Origin of the sequence: Escherichia sp. XD33, from assembly GCF_019375075.1 — a bacterium.
GTDB classification, from domain to species: Bacteria; Pseudomonadota; Gammaproteobacteria; order Enterobacterales; family Enterobacteriaceae; genus Enterobacter; species Enterobacter flexneri_A.
The window spans coordinates 13,076-28,806 of record NZ_JAENDM010000007.1; the positions used below are offsets into that span (position 1 = coordinate 13,076).

At 50.1% G+C, this 15,731-nt stretch carries 17 protein-coding genes, 1 tRNA gene and 1 pseudogene; 8 read left to right on the top strand and 11 right to left on the bottom strand.

Annotation, left to right across the window (positions count from 1 at the left end):
• Window positions 1-162: 162 nt before the first annotated feature.
• The 7 genes and pseudogenes from K0778_RS28300 to aspA form a co-directional block, all read right to left on the bottom strand.
• Window positions 163-322 (bottom strand): annotated as a pseudogene (locus tag K0778_RS28300) (integrase); the annotation flags it as partial.
• A 197-nt stretch (window positions 323-519) separates the two neighbouring features.
• A tRNA-Phe gene (locus K0778_RS06270) sits at window positions 520-595 on the bottom strand.
• Window positions 596-701: 106 nt separating this feature from the next.
• Window positions 702-1,277, bottom strand: coding sequence for a transcriptional regulator (locus K0778_RS06275; RefSeq protein ID WP_001188520.1), 576 nt, complete (start codon window positions 1,275-1,277; stop codon window positions 702-704).
• A 36-nt stretch (window positions 1,278-1,313) separates the two neighbouring features.
• A complete protein-coding gene (dsbD, locus tag K0778_RS06280; RefSeq protein WP_000068928.1) occupies window positions 1,314-3,011 on the bottom strand; it encodes a protein-disulfide reductase DsbD in 1,698 nt (565 codons plus the stop codon).
• A complete protein-coding gene (gene cutA, locus K0778_RS06285) occupies window positions 2,987-3,325 on the bottom strand; it encodes a divalent cation tolerance protein CutA (protein WP_000883400.1) in 339 nt (112 codons plus the stop codon). Before cutA ends, dsbD begins: the two co-directional genes overlap by 25 nt.
• 115 nt (window positions 3,326-3,440) lie before the next feature.
• Window positions 3,441-4,742: an anaerobic C4-dicarboxylate transporter DcuA gene (gene dcuA / locus K0778_RS06290; RefSeq protein ID WP_000961959.1), complete on the bottom strand. Its 1,302-nt coding sequence runs from the start codon at window positions 4,740-4,742 to the stop codon at window positions 3,441-3,443.
• A gap of 117 nt (window positions 4,743-4,859) precedes the next feature.
• Complete coding sequence (gene aspA / locus K0778_RS06295) at window positions 4,860-6,296, bottom strand: aspartate ammonia-lyase (RefSeq protein WP_000069437.1); 1,437 nt, start codon at window positions 6,294-6,296, stop codon at window positions 4,860-4,862.
• Between the two features lie 336 nt (window positions 6,297-6,632).
• Between aspA and K0778_RS06300 the strand changes: the two genes are divergently transcribed.
• On the top strand, window positions 6,633-7,109 hold the full coding sequence (locus K0778_RS06300) for an FxsA family protein (protein ID WP_001267448.1): 477 nt from the start codon (window positions 6,633-6,635) through the stop codon (window positions 7,107-7,109).
• A 15-nt stretch (window positions 7,110-7,124) separates the two neighbouring features.
• On the opposite strand, the gene yjeH is transcribed toward K0778_RS06300, so the two are convergent.
• Window positions 7,125-8,381 (bottom strand): L-methionine/branched-chain amino acid transporter, encoded by a 1,257-nt coding sequence (gene yjeH / locus K0778_RS06305; protein ID WP_000015852.1) that lies wholly within the window; start codon window positions 8,379-8,381, stop codon window positions 7,125-7,127.
• 275 nt (window positions 8,382-8,656) lie between these two features.
• Between yjeH and K0778_RS06310 the strand changes: the two genes are divergently transcribed.
• The 3 genes from K0778_RS06310 to K0778_RS06320 all read left to right on the top strand — a co-directional run bounded on the left by K0778_RS06310 (window position 8,657) and on the right by K0778_RS06320 (window position 11,131).
• Complete coding sequence (locus K0778_RS06310; protein ID WP_001026276.1) at window positions 8,657-8,950, top strand: co-chaperone GroES; 294 nt, start codon at window positions 8,657-8,659, stop codon at window positions 8,948-8,950.
• A gap of 43 nt (window positions 8,951-8,993) precedes the next feature.
• Window positions 8,994-10,640, top strand: a complete 1,647-nt coding sequence (groL, locus tag K0778_RS06315) for a chaperonin GroEL (protein ID WP_000729117.1) — start codon at window positions 8,994-8,996, stop codon at window positions 10,638-10,640.
• Window positions 10,641-10,777: 137 nt separating this feature from the next.
• Entirely contained in the window at window positions 10,778-11,131 is a 354-nt protein-coding gene (locus K0778_RS06320) for a DUF4156 domain-containing protein (RefSeq protein ID WP_000558209.1), read from the top strand.
• Window positions 11,132-11,333: 202 nt separating this feature from the next.
• On the opposite strand, the gene K0778_RS06325 is transcribed toward K0778_RS06320, so the two are convergent.
• Window positions 11,334-12,203: a YjeJ family protein gene (locus K0778_RS06325; RefSeq protein ID WP_063084810.1), complete on the bottom strand. Its 870-nt coding sequence runs from the start codon at window positions 12,201-12,203 to the stop codon at window positions 11,334-11,336.
• Between the two features lie 394 nt (window positions 12,204-12,597).
• On the bottom strand, window positions 12,598-13,626 hold the full coding sequence (gene epmB, locus K0778_RS06330; RefSeq protein ID WP_000940522.1) for an EF-P beta-lysylation protein EpmB: 1,029 nt from the start codon (window positions 13,624-13,626) through the stop codon (window positions 12,598-12,600).
• A 41-nt stretch (window positions 13,627-13,667) separates the two neighbouring features.
• Between epmB and efp the strand changes: the two genes are divergently transcribed.
• The 4 genes from efp (at window position 13,668) to sugE (ending at window position 15,161) form a co-directional block, all read left to right on the top strand.
• The gene (efp, locus tag K0778_RS06335) at window positions 13,668-14,234 is read left to right on the top strand and encodes an elongation factor P (RefSeq protein WP_000257278.1); all 567 of its coding nucleotides are present in this window, start codon (window positions 13,668-13,670) and stop codon (window positions 14,232-14,234) included.
• Between the two features lie 51 nt (window positions 14,235-14,285).
• The gene (ecnA, locus tag K0778_RS06340; protein ID WP_000977757.1) at window positions 14,286-14,411 is read left to right on the top strand and encodes a lipoprotein antitoxin entericidin A; all 126 of its coding nucleotides are present in this window, start codon (window positions 14,286-14,288) and stop codon (window positions 14,409-14,411) included.
• Window positions 14,412-14,521: 110 nt separating this feature from the next.
• Entirely contained in the window at window positions 14,522-14,668 is a 147-nt protein-coding gene (ecnB, locus tag K0778_RS06345; protein ID WP_000239596.1) for a lipoprotein toxin entericidin B, read from the top strand.
• A 175-nt stretch (window positions 14,669-14,843) separates the two neighbouring features.
• The gene (gene sugE / locus K0778_RS06350; RefSeq protein ID WP_000118483.1) at window positions 14,844-15,161 is read left to right on the top strand and encodes a quaternary ammonium compound efflux SMR transporter SugE; all 318 of its coding nucleotides are present in this window, start codon (window positions 14,844-14,846) and stop codon (window positions 15,159-15,161) included.
• Here sugE and blc read toward each other — a convergent pair.
• Window positions 15,155-15,691, bottom strand: a complete 537-nt coding sequence (gene blc / locus K0778_RS06355; RefSeq protein ID WP_001238379.1) for a lipocalin Blc — start codon at window positions 15,689-15,691, stop codon at window positions 15,155-15,157. The genes sugE and blc overlap by 7 nt on opposite strands.
• Window positions 15,692-15,731: the final 40 nt, after the last annotated feature.

A 15,731-nucleotide genomic window follows, 5' to 3' on the forward strand; every position in this document is an offset into this window, starting at 1 on the left:
GCAAGACGTTATTTTTACCAGCCATAAACTTCTTGATTACATGGTATTAAGAAAGGATTTTACTGAGAACCAGAAGTAATATTCCTTACCATCAAAATTCATCATCTTTGCCAAAGAAAAATGTTCAGAAAATAATCCATGGAAAATTGTCCGGAGCGCTTACTATTTTAATGGATTGTTAGTCTTTGCATGAGCAAGCGGACTGATACATTTCTCTTTGTTCTCATTCAGAAAATCTCATCAGTCGGCGTTCAGACCGGTGTTGTGCTTTATGGATGCGTTACGCTCCTGATGACGTCATTTGACGTTCAACAACATCACGGGGCCGCACGACATTTCACGTCAGTTAGTGCTATCGCTCAGGAACAAATTTTCCCGAATTGGGATATGCCCGCAAATTGCTGGTGATGTGGGGAGAATCTGGTTGAGTTCGGGAGAATTGATTTGGAGGCAGAACGCTTAAATCGTGGCGTCCTGAAACGAAAAACGGACCTCCGTGGAGATCCGTTTATATGAATTTGGTGCCCGGACTCGGAATCGAACCAAGGACACGGGGATTTTCAATCCCCTGCTCTACCGACTGAGCTATCCGGGCAACGGGGCGCATTAAACCGTAATCTGCACATCTCGTCAACCTAATTTCAGTAAAAGCGATTCAACTGCTTAAGATTGCGGCAAATCGCTTCTTTTCTGTGTTTCTGTCAGGTCAATGCACCACCCTGGCGGCAGCGGGCGAAGCGCAGGATATCTTCCGCCAGCCGATGTGCAGTGTCGACATCCGCCTGGCTACGATTCACCAGCATTCGGCTTAAACAGCCTTCCAGCACCAGTTCCATCTGCTTTGCTACCATCGCCGGATCGTCAACTTCCAGTGTGGTTAACAGTTCGTGGGTGAAATCGTAGGCCGCGCTTTTTTGCTGATCGGCCAGTTGATGAATAGGGTGGCCAGGATCGGGATAAAACGTACAGGCAGCGATAAATAGACAGCCCGGATAGCGGTTGTTTTTAACGCACTCCGATAACGCCTGATAACGTGCCAGCAGCTTTTGTTCGGCGGTTTGCGTTTCGTCCAGCATCAGCTGACGACGCCAGACATCTATCTGTTGGCTAAGATAACGCAGCGCATCGTAGAGGATTGCCTCTTTGTCTGGCCAGAAGCGGCGTAGCTCGTCCAGTGGATAATCCACACGTTCAGCAACCATCTCCAGCGTGGTGTTGGCAATCCCTTGTAATTCTAATAATTTCAGGGCTTCTCCCAGTACATCTTCACGTTGCACGCTATTTTCCTCCGTCTTTCCCACTGCAAGTGTCGTTCACGGTTGGCGATCGCGCAAATGTGCGCTGAAGGTTTCAGCATCCATAAAGCCCGTGACGCGTGCTTGTGGATGCTCCTGGCCTTGTCCGTCAAAAAAGAGAATTGTCGGTAGGCCAAGGACATTAAGATGCTTTAACAGCGCCACATCTTGTGCGTCGTTGGCCGTGACGTTGGCCTGAAGTAAGACCGTGTCTGCTAACGCTTTTTGCACCTGCGGGTCGCTGAAGGTGTATTTCTCAAACTCTTTACAGGCGACGCACCAGTCGGCATAAAGATCTAACATCACCGGTTTGCCTTTGGCTTCAACGAGCGCCTGATTTAACTCATCTACCGTTTTGATTTGTGTAAAGTTGAGATGCGTCTGAGTTTGCGCGGTATGCGTCGCACCAAATGCCCAATCCTGAAGTGGGCGCACGCTAACCAATGCCGCTGCCAGCAGGATTATTTGCACCACGCGCATCCAGCCGCGTTTAGCCTGTAGGCTGGTGATAAAGGCCCAGCCAAAGAATGCGACACCCAGCGCCGACCACAAGCGTAATCCCCATACATCACCAATCACTCGCTCCAGCAGGAAGACCGGCAGTGCGAGGATCACAAAACCAAACGCGGTTTTGACTTGTTCCATCCACGGGCCGCTTTTCGGCAGCAAGCGGTTACCAAAGACGGTAATTAGCATCAGCGGCAGGCCCATGCCCAACGCATAGAGATAAAGCGTGCCGCCGCCCAGCCACATGTTCCCGCTTTGGGCGATATACAGCAGAATCGCGCTAAGCGGTGCGGTGGTGCATGGTGAACAGATCAGTCCGGCAATCGCCCCCATAACAAACACACCGCCAGGTGAGCCGCCCTGTTGGCGATTGCTCATCAACGTGAGACGTGTTTGCAGCGAAGAGGGGAGTTGTAGAGTAAACAAGCCAAACATTGACATCGCCAGCAAGGTAAAGACGATGGCGAGGCCAATGAGCACGTATGGGTGCTGTAGCGCCGCCTGGAACTGTAACCCTGCGGCGGCAACTACCAGACCCAGCGCCGTGTAAGTCAGTGCCATCCCCTGCACATAAATAAAGGTCAGCAACAATGCTCTGGCAGTGGAGAGCCGCTGTTTACCACCCAGCACGATGCCAGAAATCAGTGGGTACATTGGCAGCACGCATGGCGTAAAGGCGATACCAATACCGATCAACAACGCCCAGAGCGCGGAAAAGGGCAATTGCGCGGTGTGCTGCTCTTGCTGCGGAACAGACACAGGCTGTGACGCTGCGTTGTTGGCTACCACTTCGCTTAACGGAACGGTTTTGGTTTCTGGCGGATAACAGAAACCGGCATCAGCACAGCCCTGGTAGGTGACAGTTAACGTCGCTCCCGCACTCGCCTGGTTGATGGTTACGGGAAGCGTCAGCCGATCGCGGTAAATCTCGCTTTTGCCGTAAAACTCATCTTCATGCCAGACGCCTTGCGGCAGCTGCACGTCGGCAATTTTCGCGTGTTCCGGCGTAATGCGGATCTGTTTACGGTAGAGGTAGTAACCGTCTTTGATCTGCCAGGTCAGATTAAGGTCATGTTGGTTTTGCTGAAAATCAAAAGCAAAGGCTTGATCCGCTGGGACAAATTGTGAACGTCCCGGCGCGTCGAATAATCCGGCAAAAACGGAAGTGCTGCAAAGTAGCAGGATCAGCGTAAAGATGCGTTGAGCCATGAGAGGTAATCTGTGTCTCCGTGTGTAACAGGTAAAACCAGAAGTTCCGGGGTTTGATATGGATGATGAGACTTCAGGCATTCCAGCAGTGCCTGCTGGTGAGATACGGTAGTTTTTAAAATCATCTGCACTTCGTATTCTTGCTCCAGCTTACCTTCCCAGTAATAGAGAGAGGTAGCGCCGGGGATCAAGGTCGCGCAGGCCGCCAGTTTTTCCGCCAGCACTTTGGCGGCTAAATCCTGGGCTGTCGCTTCATCCGGTGCGGTACATAGCACCACGACAGACGCGGTATTCGAACTTTTTTCATCAAGCATAAACACCTCGCAAGAACAGATGGAACCGCAAGAGAGAGGTCACTATACAACGGACGGGGGAAGGATGTTAGTCGGCGGGAAAGAAAGCGGGGCGTGAACGCCCCGCGATTGGTCATTACAGCATGAAGCTACCCAGCACGAAGCCGAAGCAAACGGCCAGGGCAACACCCAGAGTACCCGGGATGAAGAACGGATGGTTGAAGACGAATTTACCGATACGGGTAGTACCCGTGTCATCCATCTGTACCGCAGCAACCAGCGTCGGGTAGGTCGGCAGAATGAACAGACCAGACACCGCAGCGAAAGAAGCAACAGCGGTCAGCGGAGAAACGTTCAGTGCCAGAGCCATCGGCATCAGTGCTTTTGCGGTTGCAGCCTGAGAGTACAGCAGAGCAGAAGCAAAGAAGAAGATGACGGCCAGCAGCCACGGATGACCCTGAATCACTTCACCAGCGGTATCTTTGATCCAGTCGATGTTGTTGGAAACGAAAGTATCGCCCAGCCACGCAACACCCAGGATACAAATACAGGCGCTCATACCTGCTTTGAAGGTGCTGGAGTTGAGGATATTGTCGGTATCGACTTTACAGATAACGGTGGTCAGAGTTGCAACGCTGAGCATGATGATCAGGATTGCGTTGGTGGTGTTCATCAGCGGTTTTTCAACCAGACCCATGCTTGGGCTGTTGATGATTGCATAGATAACCACGCCAACTACGCCCAGCAGGAACAGCCAGACGGACGTTTTTGCACCGGATTTGATTTCAATCTGCTTTTCACCGCGCAGTTCAACCAGGCCCTCTTCCAGACGCTTGCGATAAATCGGATCGTCAGAGAGTTTGGAGTTGAACAGCATAGTGACCAGAAAGGACATCACCAGAACCGCCAGCAGGGTGGACGGGATGACCACGGAGAGCAGATGGAGGTAGCTGATGCCATGACCTTCCATCACGGAAGACATGTAAACCACTGCCGCTGAGATTGGCGATGCGGTGATCGCAATCTGCGCGGATACCACTGCAGTAGACAGCGGACGGCAAGGTTTGACGCCTTGTTCCTTCGCAACTTCAGCGATAACTGGCAGTGTCGCCAGAGAGATGTTGCCAGTACCAGCAAAGATAGTCAGGAAATAGGTCACGATCGGTGCGAGGATCGTGATGTATTTCGGGTTACGGCGCAGCAGCTTTTCTGTCTGATGAACCAGATAGTCCAGACCGCCAGCAACCTGCATGGCAGAAATAGCGGCGATAACCGCCATGATAATGGAAATGACATCGAACGGGATGTTACCGGGTTTAACGCCAATAGCGGCAAGAACCAGCACCCCCAATCCGCCTGCAAAACCAATACCTATTCCCCCCAATCTGGCGCCCAAGAAGATCGCCAGCAAAACTATGATGAGTTCTACAACTAGCATATTAGCCTTCCTTGTTTTTTAACAAGTTGATATTAGGTTGTTATTTTTAAGTTACTGCTCACAAGAAAAAAGGCACGTCATCTGACGTGCCTTCTTTATTTGTACTACCCTGTACGATTACTGTTCGCTTTCATCAGTATAGCGTTTTGCTTTGTAAGCCGGGTGCATCAGATTCTGTACGGAGAAAATATCGTCAAGTTCCGCTTCAGTCAACAGACCGCGTTCCAGAACGACTTCACGTACACTCTTACCGGTTTCGGCACAGATTTTACCCACGATGTCACCGTTGTGGTGACCGATGAACGGGTTCAGGTAAGTAACGATACCGATAGAGTTGTAAACGTAACCTTCGCACACTTCTTTGTTAGCAGTGATGCCGTTAATGCATTTTTCCAGCAGGTTGTAGCAAGCGTTGGTCAGAATGTGAACGGATTCGAACATAGCCTGGCCAATGACCGGCTCCATAACGTTCAACTGCAGCTGACCTGCTTCTGCTGCCATGGTAACAGTGGTGTCGTTACCGATGACTTTGAAGCATACCTGGTTAACCACTTCCGGAACAACCGGGTTTACTTTAGCTGGCATGATGGAAGAGCCCGCCTGCAGTTCCGGCAGGTTGATCTCGTTCAGGCCGGCACGTGGGCCAGAAGAGAGCAAGCGCAGGTCGTTACAGATTTTGGACATCTTCACAGCCAGGCGTTTCAGCGCGCCGTGAACCATAACATAAGCGCCGCAGTCAGAGGTCGCTTCGATCAGGTCTTCAGCCGGTACGCATGGGAAGCCAGTGACTTCAGCCAGTTTTTTCACTGCCAGCGGAGAGTACTCTTTCGGCGTGTTCAGACCAGTACCGATTGCTGTTGCGCCAAGGTTAACTTCCAGCAGCAGTTCAGCGGTACGTTGGATGTTTTTCACTTCCTCTTTCAGCAGGATGCTGAAAGCGCGGAATTCCTGACCGAGGGTCATCGGTACTGCGTCCTGCAGCTGGGTACGACCCATTTTCAGGATGTCCTGGAATTCGACAGCTTTACGTTCAAAGCCTTCACGCAGTTGGTTAATCGCATCTACCAGCTTAATCAGGGAAGAGTAAACTGCGATACGGAAACCGGTCGGGTAGGCGTCGTTAGTGGACTGACATTTGTTAACATGGTCGTTCGGGTTCAGGTACTGATATTCACCTTTCTGGTGACCCATCAGTTCCAGACCGATATTGGCCAGCACTTCGTTGGTGTTCATGTTTACGGAAGTACCTGCGCCGCCCTGGTAGACGTCTACCGGGAACTGATCCATGCATTTTCCGTTGTTCAGGACTTCATCACATGCGGCAATGATGGCATTCGCTACACTTTTAGGAATGGTTTGCAGCTCTTTGTTTGCCATAGCTGCGGCTTTTTTAACCATTACCATACCGCGAACAAATTCAGGAATATCACTGATTTTGTTGTTGCTGATATAGAAGTTTTCAATCGCTCTCAGAGTGTGAACACCATAGTAGGCATCAGCTGGAACTTCCCTGGTACCCAACAGATCTTCTTCGATACGAATGTTGTTTGACATGTGAACCTTCTTTTTCAAGCTGCCAATGATTTGCTTTAAACACACAGAATATATGTGGTTTCGAATGTTTTTCGACCGACGATTATCCCCTGCATCGACCGAATACCCGAGATCATATGCTGCTTGAGGATTTCTACCGTAATCTGGATCACTTTAAGTGTCGGTTTTTACCCCTTAATTATTAATTTGTGAAATAGATCACCGCTTTGGGATTACTACCAAAAATAGTTGCGCAAACATCTTGAAATTTTGCTAATGACCACAATATAAGCTGAACGCGATTCGCAACCCATTCAGGTAGCCGGGTTTTACCGGCTGCTATTACAGGAGAAACCTTTGCGCTGGTTACCTTTTATTGCCATTTTCCTTTATGTCTATATTGAGATTTCAATCTTTATTCAGGTTGCCCATGTATTGGGGGTATTGCTGACCCTCGTGCTGGTTATATTCACGTCAGTTATCGGGATGTCACTGGTACGTAACCAGGGCTTTAAGAATTTCGTGCTGATGCAGCAAAAAATGGCGGCGGGTGAAAACCCAGCGGCGGAGATGATTAAAAGTGTTTCGCTGATCATTGCCGGTTTGCTGCTTTTATTACCGGGCTTTTTCACCGACTTCCTCGGTCTTCTGCTTTTATTACCGCCGGTGCAAAAGCATCTGACAGTGAAGTTGATGCCGCATTTGCGCTTTTCTCGTATGCCAGGCGGCGGTTTTAGCGCCGGGACCGGTGGCGGTAATACTTTTGATGGTGAGTACCAGCGAAAGGATGATGAGCGCGACCGCCTTGATCATAAAGACGATCGCCAGGATTAATGTCGAAACGCCGGATTATGTGGTTATGCCATTTTCCGGCGTTTTTCGTTTTGGCAGAAACAGCCATAACCCCGCCAGCATGATCAGCGCATAGAGACTTTTCCAGCCGACCATTGCCAGTAACAGAACGCATAACAGCCCGCCAACCACCGCCAGTAGTCGATAACGTCCTTGCAATAATTTACAGCCTGCCAGCATGCATAACAGATAAATCATAATAAAGATGCCATTGGCATAAATAATAAGAGCGTCCAGATTGATCTCTAAAGCATGAATCACCAACGTGCTCACCACGCAGCAGCCGAGCACCGCATTGAGGGCATTATTCGGGATATGGCGAGAAGAGAGGCGTGCCAGGTAGTGGTCAGGATTATGTTGCGCCTGCGACCAGACCAGGCGGGCGAAGCTCTGTATATAAATGTTGAGACTGGCAAAGCAGGCCAGATAGCCAATTACGCAGGCAATCCATAACGCTCCTACACCGAACAGTTGCACTACAATTTTTGGAAGCGATGCTGCCGCGGCCATTTGTTCACCATAGGCGTCGAAGTGTAAGACAACTACCGTACAGCCCCAGTAGACTAATCCTGCCAGCAGCAGACCAATCATCAAAGCACGAGGAAAATCACGCTCTGGATTTTTAAATTCCGAGGCAAGATGGGCAAATGCTTCCAGACCGACAAAACACCAGAACATCACTGATAACGCAGCAAATAACCCGGTAAGTTCGATATTTCCTGGCGCAGGGAAGGGGATACTCGCAGGTTTGATATCGCCCGCCCACCAGATAGCGACAATCAGCGCGACGATAAGTCCGGCAATAACGGTTTGTAGATTTGCACTGGAACTGGCACCGCGAGTACCGATATACCACACCAACGCCAGCGTACCGAGTTCTGCCAACAACAGTTGCCAGCTATGCCAGCCAAACATTGCCTGGCCGAATCCGGCAGCAATTTGTAGCGCGGCAGGCAAACCCACGGGAATGACCGATAAAAACAACCAGCCGGTGACTCGCTCAAGCCGCGAACCAAAAGCCATACCGACGAAGTGCGCGACACCGCCTGCGCTGGGATAGTGGCGACCCAGAATCGCAAACACAATCGCAATCGGGAACACTAAGATAATCAAAACGGGCCACGCCCACAGGCTGTTATTGCCTGCTACCAGCGCAGCTAACGCAGGAACGGCAAACACGCCAGTGCCTAATAATGACGTCGATAGCAGGCCAATGCCCTGGGCCAGCCCCAGTTCTTGTTTGAGTCCACTCATGGGTTGATGTCCGATTGCGCCCAAATTTTGGGCAACTGCGTAGATTTTCGATGGTAGCACAATCAGATTCGCTTATGACGGTGATGAAGAAATTGCGATGAAATGTGAGGTGAATCAGGGTTTTCACCCGATTTTGTGCTGATCAGAATTTTTTTTCTTTTTCCCCCTTGAAGGGGCGAAGCCTCATCCCCATTTCTCTGGTCACCAGCCGGGAAACCACGTAAGCTCCGGCGTCACCCATAACAGATACGGACTTTCTCAAAGGAGAGTTATCAATGAATATTCGTCCATTGCATGATCGCGTGATCGTCAAGCGTAAAGAAGTTGAAACTAAATCTGCTGGCGGCATCGTTCTGACCGGCTCTGCAGCGGCTAAATCCACCCGTGGCGAAGTGCTGGCTGTCGGCAATGGCCGTATCCTTGAAAATGGCGAAGTGAAGCCGCTGGATGTGAAAGTTGGCGACATCGTTATTTTCAACGATGGCTACGGTGTGAAATCTGAGAAGATCGACAATGAAGAAGTGTTGATCATGTCCGAAAGCGACATTCTGGCAATTGTTGAAGCGTAATCCGCGCACGACACTGAACATACGAATTTAAGGAATAAAGATAATGGCAGCTAAAGACGTAAAATTCGGTAACGACGCTCGTGTGAAAATGCTGCGCGGCGTAAACGTACTGGCAGATGCAGTGAAAGTTACCCTCGGTCCGAAAGGCCGTAACGTAGTTCTGGATAAATCTTTCGGTGCACCGACCATCACCAAAGATGGTGTTTCCGTTGCTCGTGAAATCGAACTGGAAGACAAGTTCGAAAATATGGGTGCGCAGATGGTGAAAGAAGTTGCCTCCAAAGCGAACGACGCTGCAGGCGACGGTACCACCACTGCAACCGTACTGGCTCAGGCTATCATCACTGAAGGTCTGAAAGCTGTTGCTGCGGGCATGAACCCGATGGACCTGAAACGTGGTATCGACAAAGCGGTTACCGCTGCAGTTGAAGAACTGAAAGCGCTGTCCGTACCGTGCTCTGATTCTAAAGCGATTGCTCAGGTTGGTACCATCTCCGCTAACTCCGACGAAACCGTAGGTAAACTGATCGCAGAAGCGATGGACAAAGTCGGTAAAGAAGGCGTTATCACCGTTGAAGACGGTACCGGTCTGCAGGACGAACTGGACGTGGTTGAAGGTATGCAGTTCGACCGTGGCTACCTGTCTCCTTACTTCATCAACAAGCCGGAAACTGGCGCAGTAGAACTGGAAAGCCCGTTCATCCTGCTGGCTGACAAGAAAATCTCCAACATCCGCGAAATGCTGCCGGTTCTGGAAGCCGTTGCCAAAGCAGGCAAACCGCTGCTGATCATCGCTGAAGATGTAGAAGGCGAAGCGCTGGCAACTCTGGTTGTTAACACCATGCGTGGCATCGTGAAAGTTGCTGCAGTTAAAGCTCCGGGCTTCGGCGATCGTCGTAAAGCTATGCTGCAGGATATCGCAACCCTGACTGGCGGTACCGTGATCTCTGAAGAGATCGGTATGGAACTGGAAAAAGCAACCCTGGAAGACCTGGGTCAGGCTAAACGTGTTGTGATCAACAAAGACACCACCACTATCATCGATGGCGTGGGTGAAGAAGCTGCAATCCAGGGCCGTGTTGCTCAGATCCGTCAGCAGATTGAAGAAGCAACTTCTGACTACGACCGTGAAAAACTGCAGGAACGCGTAGCGAAACTGGCAGGCGGCGTTGCAGTTATCAAAGTAGGTGCTGCTACCGAAGTTGAAATGAAAGAGAAAAAAGCACGCGTTGAAGACGCCCTGCACGCGACCCGTGCTGCGGTAGAAGAAGGCGTGGTTGCTGGTGGTGGTGTTGCGCTGATCCGCGTAGCGTCTAAACTGGCTGACCTGCGTGGTCAGAACGAAGACCAGAACGTGGGTATCAAAGTTGCACTGCGTGCAATGGAAGCTCCGCTGCGTCAGATCGTCCTGAACTGCGGCGAAGAACCGTCTGTTGTTGCTAACACCGTTAAAGGCGGCGACGGCAACTACGGTTACAACGCAGCAACCGAAGAATACGGCAACATGATCGACATGGGTATCCTGGACCCAACCAAAGTAACCCGTTCTGCTCTGCAGTACGCGGCTTCTGTGGCTGGCCTGATGATCACCACCGAGTGCATGGTTACCGACCTGCCGAAAAATGATGCAGCTGACTTAGGCGCTGCTGGCGGTATGGGCGGCATGGGTGGCATGGGCGGCATGATGTAATTGCCCTGCACCTCGCAGAAATAAACAAACCCCCGGGCAGAAATGTCTGGGGGTTTTTCTTTTGGTCATCTTTCTAGTATAAGATTCAGACACGGACGACGCGAGTGGCGTCCAGCTCATTGATTATGGGGAATAACATGCACGTAAAATACTTAGCAGGGATTGTCGGTGCCGCGCTACTGATGGCGGGTTGTAGCTCCAGCAACGAATTGAGTGCTGCCGGTCAGAGTGTACGCATTGTGGACGAGCAGCCAGGCGCAGAGTGCCAGCTGATTGGTACTGCGACAGGTAAGCAAAGCAACTGGCTTTCCGGGCAACACGGAGAAGAGGGCGGTTCTATGCGCGGCGCAGCAAACGATCTGCGCAACCAGGCGGCTGCAATGGGCGGTAACGTGATTTATGGCATCAGCAGCCCGTCGCAGGGAATGTTGTCCAGTTTTGTCCCGACGGATAGCCAGATTATCGGTCAGGTTTATAAGTGCCCGAACTGATGTGATCCAGAGGCTGGGTGACAAACGTATTATTGCCTGATGCGCTTCGCTTATCAGGCCTACAGCAGGCATTGCAACTGATTGAATGCTTGAGAATTTGTAGGCCAGATAAGGCGTTTACGCCGCATCCGGCATGACCAACGATCACGTTATCAGTCATTTCAGGCTGGATGGCTCCAGCCTCGCATTAGCAAAGATGAGATTATTTCGCCTGTGGTGCAGTTTTGCTGGTGGATTGAACACGTAAGTGATGCAGCGCGCGTAAGCATTGATCCTGGGTTAGCGGTTGGGCGTTATTCGCCGCTACGGTGCGAACATAGACCTGACATGGCACACCCGCGAGTTTTTTCAGTCGTGGGCTGAAATCAAGCATTCGGCGAGTGATCGCCTCTATTTCTTTACCCGGCGTTGCTTCACGCGTTTTCACCACTGCGCCGCTAAATTGTTCTTTGCCACTTTCATCTTTAAAGCGGTAAAGCACCGCCAGATAATGGTCGAACAAGTTATGTTTCCATTCCGGTTGGGAATAGGTGTCATATTCCAGATTGCCATTTTCCTGGCAGTCAACGTCATATAACGGCAGGAAATCTAACAGTGAGGTAATACGTAATGCCAGTTCACGCATTTCCGCATTATTAATTGCATAAATGATTGCTCGCGCCAGCATTTCAATCTGCAACTCATTGACGACTAACTCACATTTGCTACCGTCATGTAGCGTTAATACGAAGGTAAGATTTTCGCCTTGATTATCGGTAAGTTCCAGCGTGTTAACCCGACGATTAATATCGGCATTTTTAAGCTCATCAACCAGAATTTCTGGGATGTTTTCTGCCATTTTCTTAATGACTTTATCGCGAGCTTGCTCATACTGAAGGCGTGCAGCAGCATCCAGTTTATGCTTTTGATGCAGACGACTTTCCAGCGCAATCAGCAGGTCGCGCAGTTCCATGACAGACATAAAGAACAACGATTCTTTATTGCGAGGTTCTTTAATTTTCAGCGCCAGTGCAATGAAATTATTACTCTTGCGAATAACACCGGTATTAACACCCTTGATGCTTATGGCCATGTAGGTTCTCCCTAACCATTTCTCAATTAAATAATTAATTTTAATTTATAAGCCAGATAAATGGGCTTGGTAGTAATAGTTGTTAAAATAACATAAATAGCCGTGCTCACTCTATATAAACAGAAAAGAAAGGTTAATTATTGGTGTTAGCTATATAAAAAGTAACAACAGCAATGCATATGAATAATTAAAGGTTATGCAACGTGCAAAGATTAAATTTCTCAGTTTAATGACAGGTTGCTGTACTTGCGTTTGTTGCTCTTGCCGGATGCGGCGTAAACGCCTTATCCGGCCTACAGTTCATTGCAAATCCATTCAATTTCAATGCACGATGTAGGCCTGATAAGCGTAGCGCATCAGGCAATTTTAATGTTTAACTTCCCTGTTTAATCAGTTACTGCTGGCGTAGCTGGAGATCCAACGGCGTTTTGCTGGGTTCGCCACCAATTTCACGCGCCAGTTTCGGCACCAGATATCCCGACACCAGTGTCAGCAACTCACGCATAATCTGCCGTGCTTCGTCATCACTCACCATAAAATGCGCCGCGCCCTGTACTTTATCGAGCACATGCAGGTAATACGGCATCACGCCGGCATCGAACAACGCATTACTCAGGTTTGCCAGTGTTTGCGCGTTATCGTTCACGCCACGTAACAGAACACTCTGGTTCAGCAAAGTAACGCCTACCCGGCGCAACTTAGCCATTGCCTGACGGAATGTTTCATCTACCTCATTGGCATGGTTGATGTGATTCACCAGCAAGATTTGCAGCGTAGTATGTGAAAAGCGTTCAACCAGCGCATCAGTGACGCGTGCCGGGATCACAATCGGCAGACGGCTGTGAATCCGCAGACGTTTGATATGCGGGATGGCTTCCAGTTGCGTGAGCAACCAGTCCAGCTCGTGATCTTTCGCCATCAGCGGATCGCCGCCGGAGAAAATCATCTCGTCCAGTTCCGGATGTGCAGCAACATACTCAAGTGCAGTTTGCCAGTTACGCTTGTTGCCCTGATTTTCGGCATAGGGGAAATGGCGACGGAAGCAATAACGGCAATTTACCGCGCAGCCGCCTTTGACCAGCAAAAGCGCCCGGTTGTGGTATTTATGCAACAAACCAGGCACTACGCTGTGCTGTTCTTCCAGCGGGTCGGTGGAGAATCCGGGCGCGACGACAAACTCATCTTGCGAGGTAAGTACCTGACGCAAAAGAGGATCGTCCGGATTGCCTTTCTCCATACGATCGATAAATGAGCGGGGCACACGCAGGGCAAACAGCTTTTTGGCGCTGCGTCCGGCCAACAGTTTTTCGTCCGCGTCTATATTCAAAAGACGCAGAAGTTCATCAGGATCGGTCACAACATCGGCAAGTTGCGTTAACCAATCTTCTCTGGATGGGGTATTTAGGGTTACAATATGCGCCATTTTGTGGCTTAGCTACCAATTAACAAATTTCAGAGGGCCTTATGGCAACGTACTATAGCAACGATTTTCGTGCTGGTCTTAAAATCATGTTAGACGGCGAACCTTACGCGGTTGAAGCGAGTGAATTCGTAAAACCGGGTAAAGGCCAGGCATTTGCTCGCGTTAAACTGCGTCGTCTGCTGACCGGTACTCGCGTAGAAAAAACCTTCAAATCTACTGATTCCGCTGAAGGCGCTGATGTTGTCGATATGAACCTGACTTACCTGTACAACGACGGTGAGTTCTGGCACTTCATGAACAACGAAACTTTCGAGCAGCTGTCTGCTGATGCAAAAGCAATTGGCGATAACGCTAAATGGTTGCTGGATCAGGCAGAGTGTATCGTAACTCTGTGGAATGGTCAGCCGATCTCCGTTACTCCGCCGAACTTCGTTGAACTGGAAATCGTTGATACCGATCCGGGCCTGAAAGGTGATACCGCAGGTACTGGCGGCAAACCGGCTACCCTGTCTACTGGCGCTGTGGTTAAAGTTCCGCTGTTTGTACAAATCGGCGAAGTCATCAAAGTGGATACCCGCTCTGGTGAATACGTCTCTCGCGTTAAGTAATGCGGTTGTGGTGCGGCCTGCAGGCTGCACCATCACTTATTCAGGTCAGAGATGATGAAACGCCTTATCGTTCTTGTTTTGCTTGCCAGCACGCTGCTCACGGGCTGTAACACCGCTCGCGGTTTCGGCGAAGACATCAAACATCTCGGCAACTCCATCTCCCGCGCTGCCAGCTAATTTTTCTTCTCTTCCGAAAAATCATCAGATTTCCATCATTTTTGGTGATGTTGTCTATTATTAATTTGCTATAGGCAAACATAAATAACATTACCTAAAAGGAAGACGTTATGGTGAAGAAGACAATTGCAGCGATCTTTTCTGTTCTGGTGCTTTCAACAGTATTAACTGCCTGCAACACCACGCGTGGCGTTGGTGAAGACATTTCTGATGGCGGTAACGCGATTTCTGGCGCAGCAACGAAAGCGCAGCAATAAGCAATAACGGTACGACAGCTGTGTCGTGCCGTTTGTTTTTTCTGTGATAGTCATAAAGGTAATAGTTGAAATTCCCCTGCCACCTGGCAAAATATCCGTTCAACCATCAGCTTTGCAGGACGACCTGCAAACGCCTCTTTTCACCGGGGACGGCCCCAATTCTCCGGAGCCTGATATGTCCTGGATTATCTTAGTTATTGCTGGTCTGCTGGAAGTGGTATGGGCCGTTGGCCTGAAATATACCCACGGCTTTAGTCGTTTGACGCCGAGTGTTATTACTGTGACGGCGATGATTGTCAGTATGGCGCTACTTGCCTGGGCGATGAAATCGTTACCAGTAGGGACGGCTTATGCCGTGTGGACGGGTATTGGCGCAGTCGGCGCGGCCATCACCGGCATTGTACTGCTCGGTGAGTCCGCTAACCCGATGCGCCTGGCGAGTCTGGCGTTAATCGTATTGGGGATTATTGGTCTGAAACTCAGCACTCAATAACTACCGGGCTGCTGTACCCAAATAAACTTACTGACATCAAACCCTTCCCGGGTCGCGACTGCCAGCATCTCCTGTTTCACTTCGTCAGAAATGGTTGGCGTGCGGGAGAGTATCCACAGGTAGTCGCGGTCCGGGCCGCAAACCAGCGCATGGCGGTATTCCCGATCAAGTGCAATGACGTTATAACCGCCATAGAAAGGACCAAAGAATGACACTTTCAGCGCAGCGCGAGTTGGTGCGCCGGTAAAGTACGCTTTCCCTTCACTCTGTTGCCACATTCCTCTGTCAGGGTTATAGCCTTTATTAATGACATTCAGGCCGCCGTCATCACGCAGACTGTATGTTGCGGTGACTTTTTCCAGTCCACGTTCAAAACGGTGATCAAAACGGGCAATCTCATACCAGGTACCGAGATAGCGTTTAGCGTCGAAATTATTCACTACTGTCACGCCACGCGGCGGCGTAGGAGAACTGCAGGCAACGACCAGAAATGCAGCTGTCGCTGCGGCAACGAGAGGGAGCAGGCGCATAAATGTTTCCTTACTGGTTTTTTTCTAAGTGTAGATGACA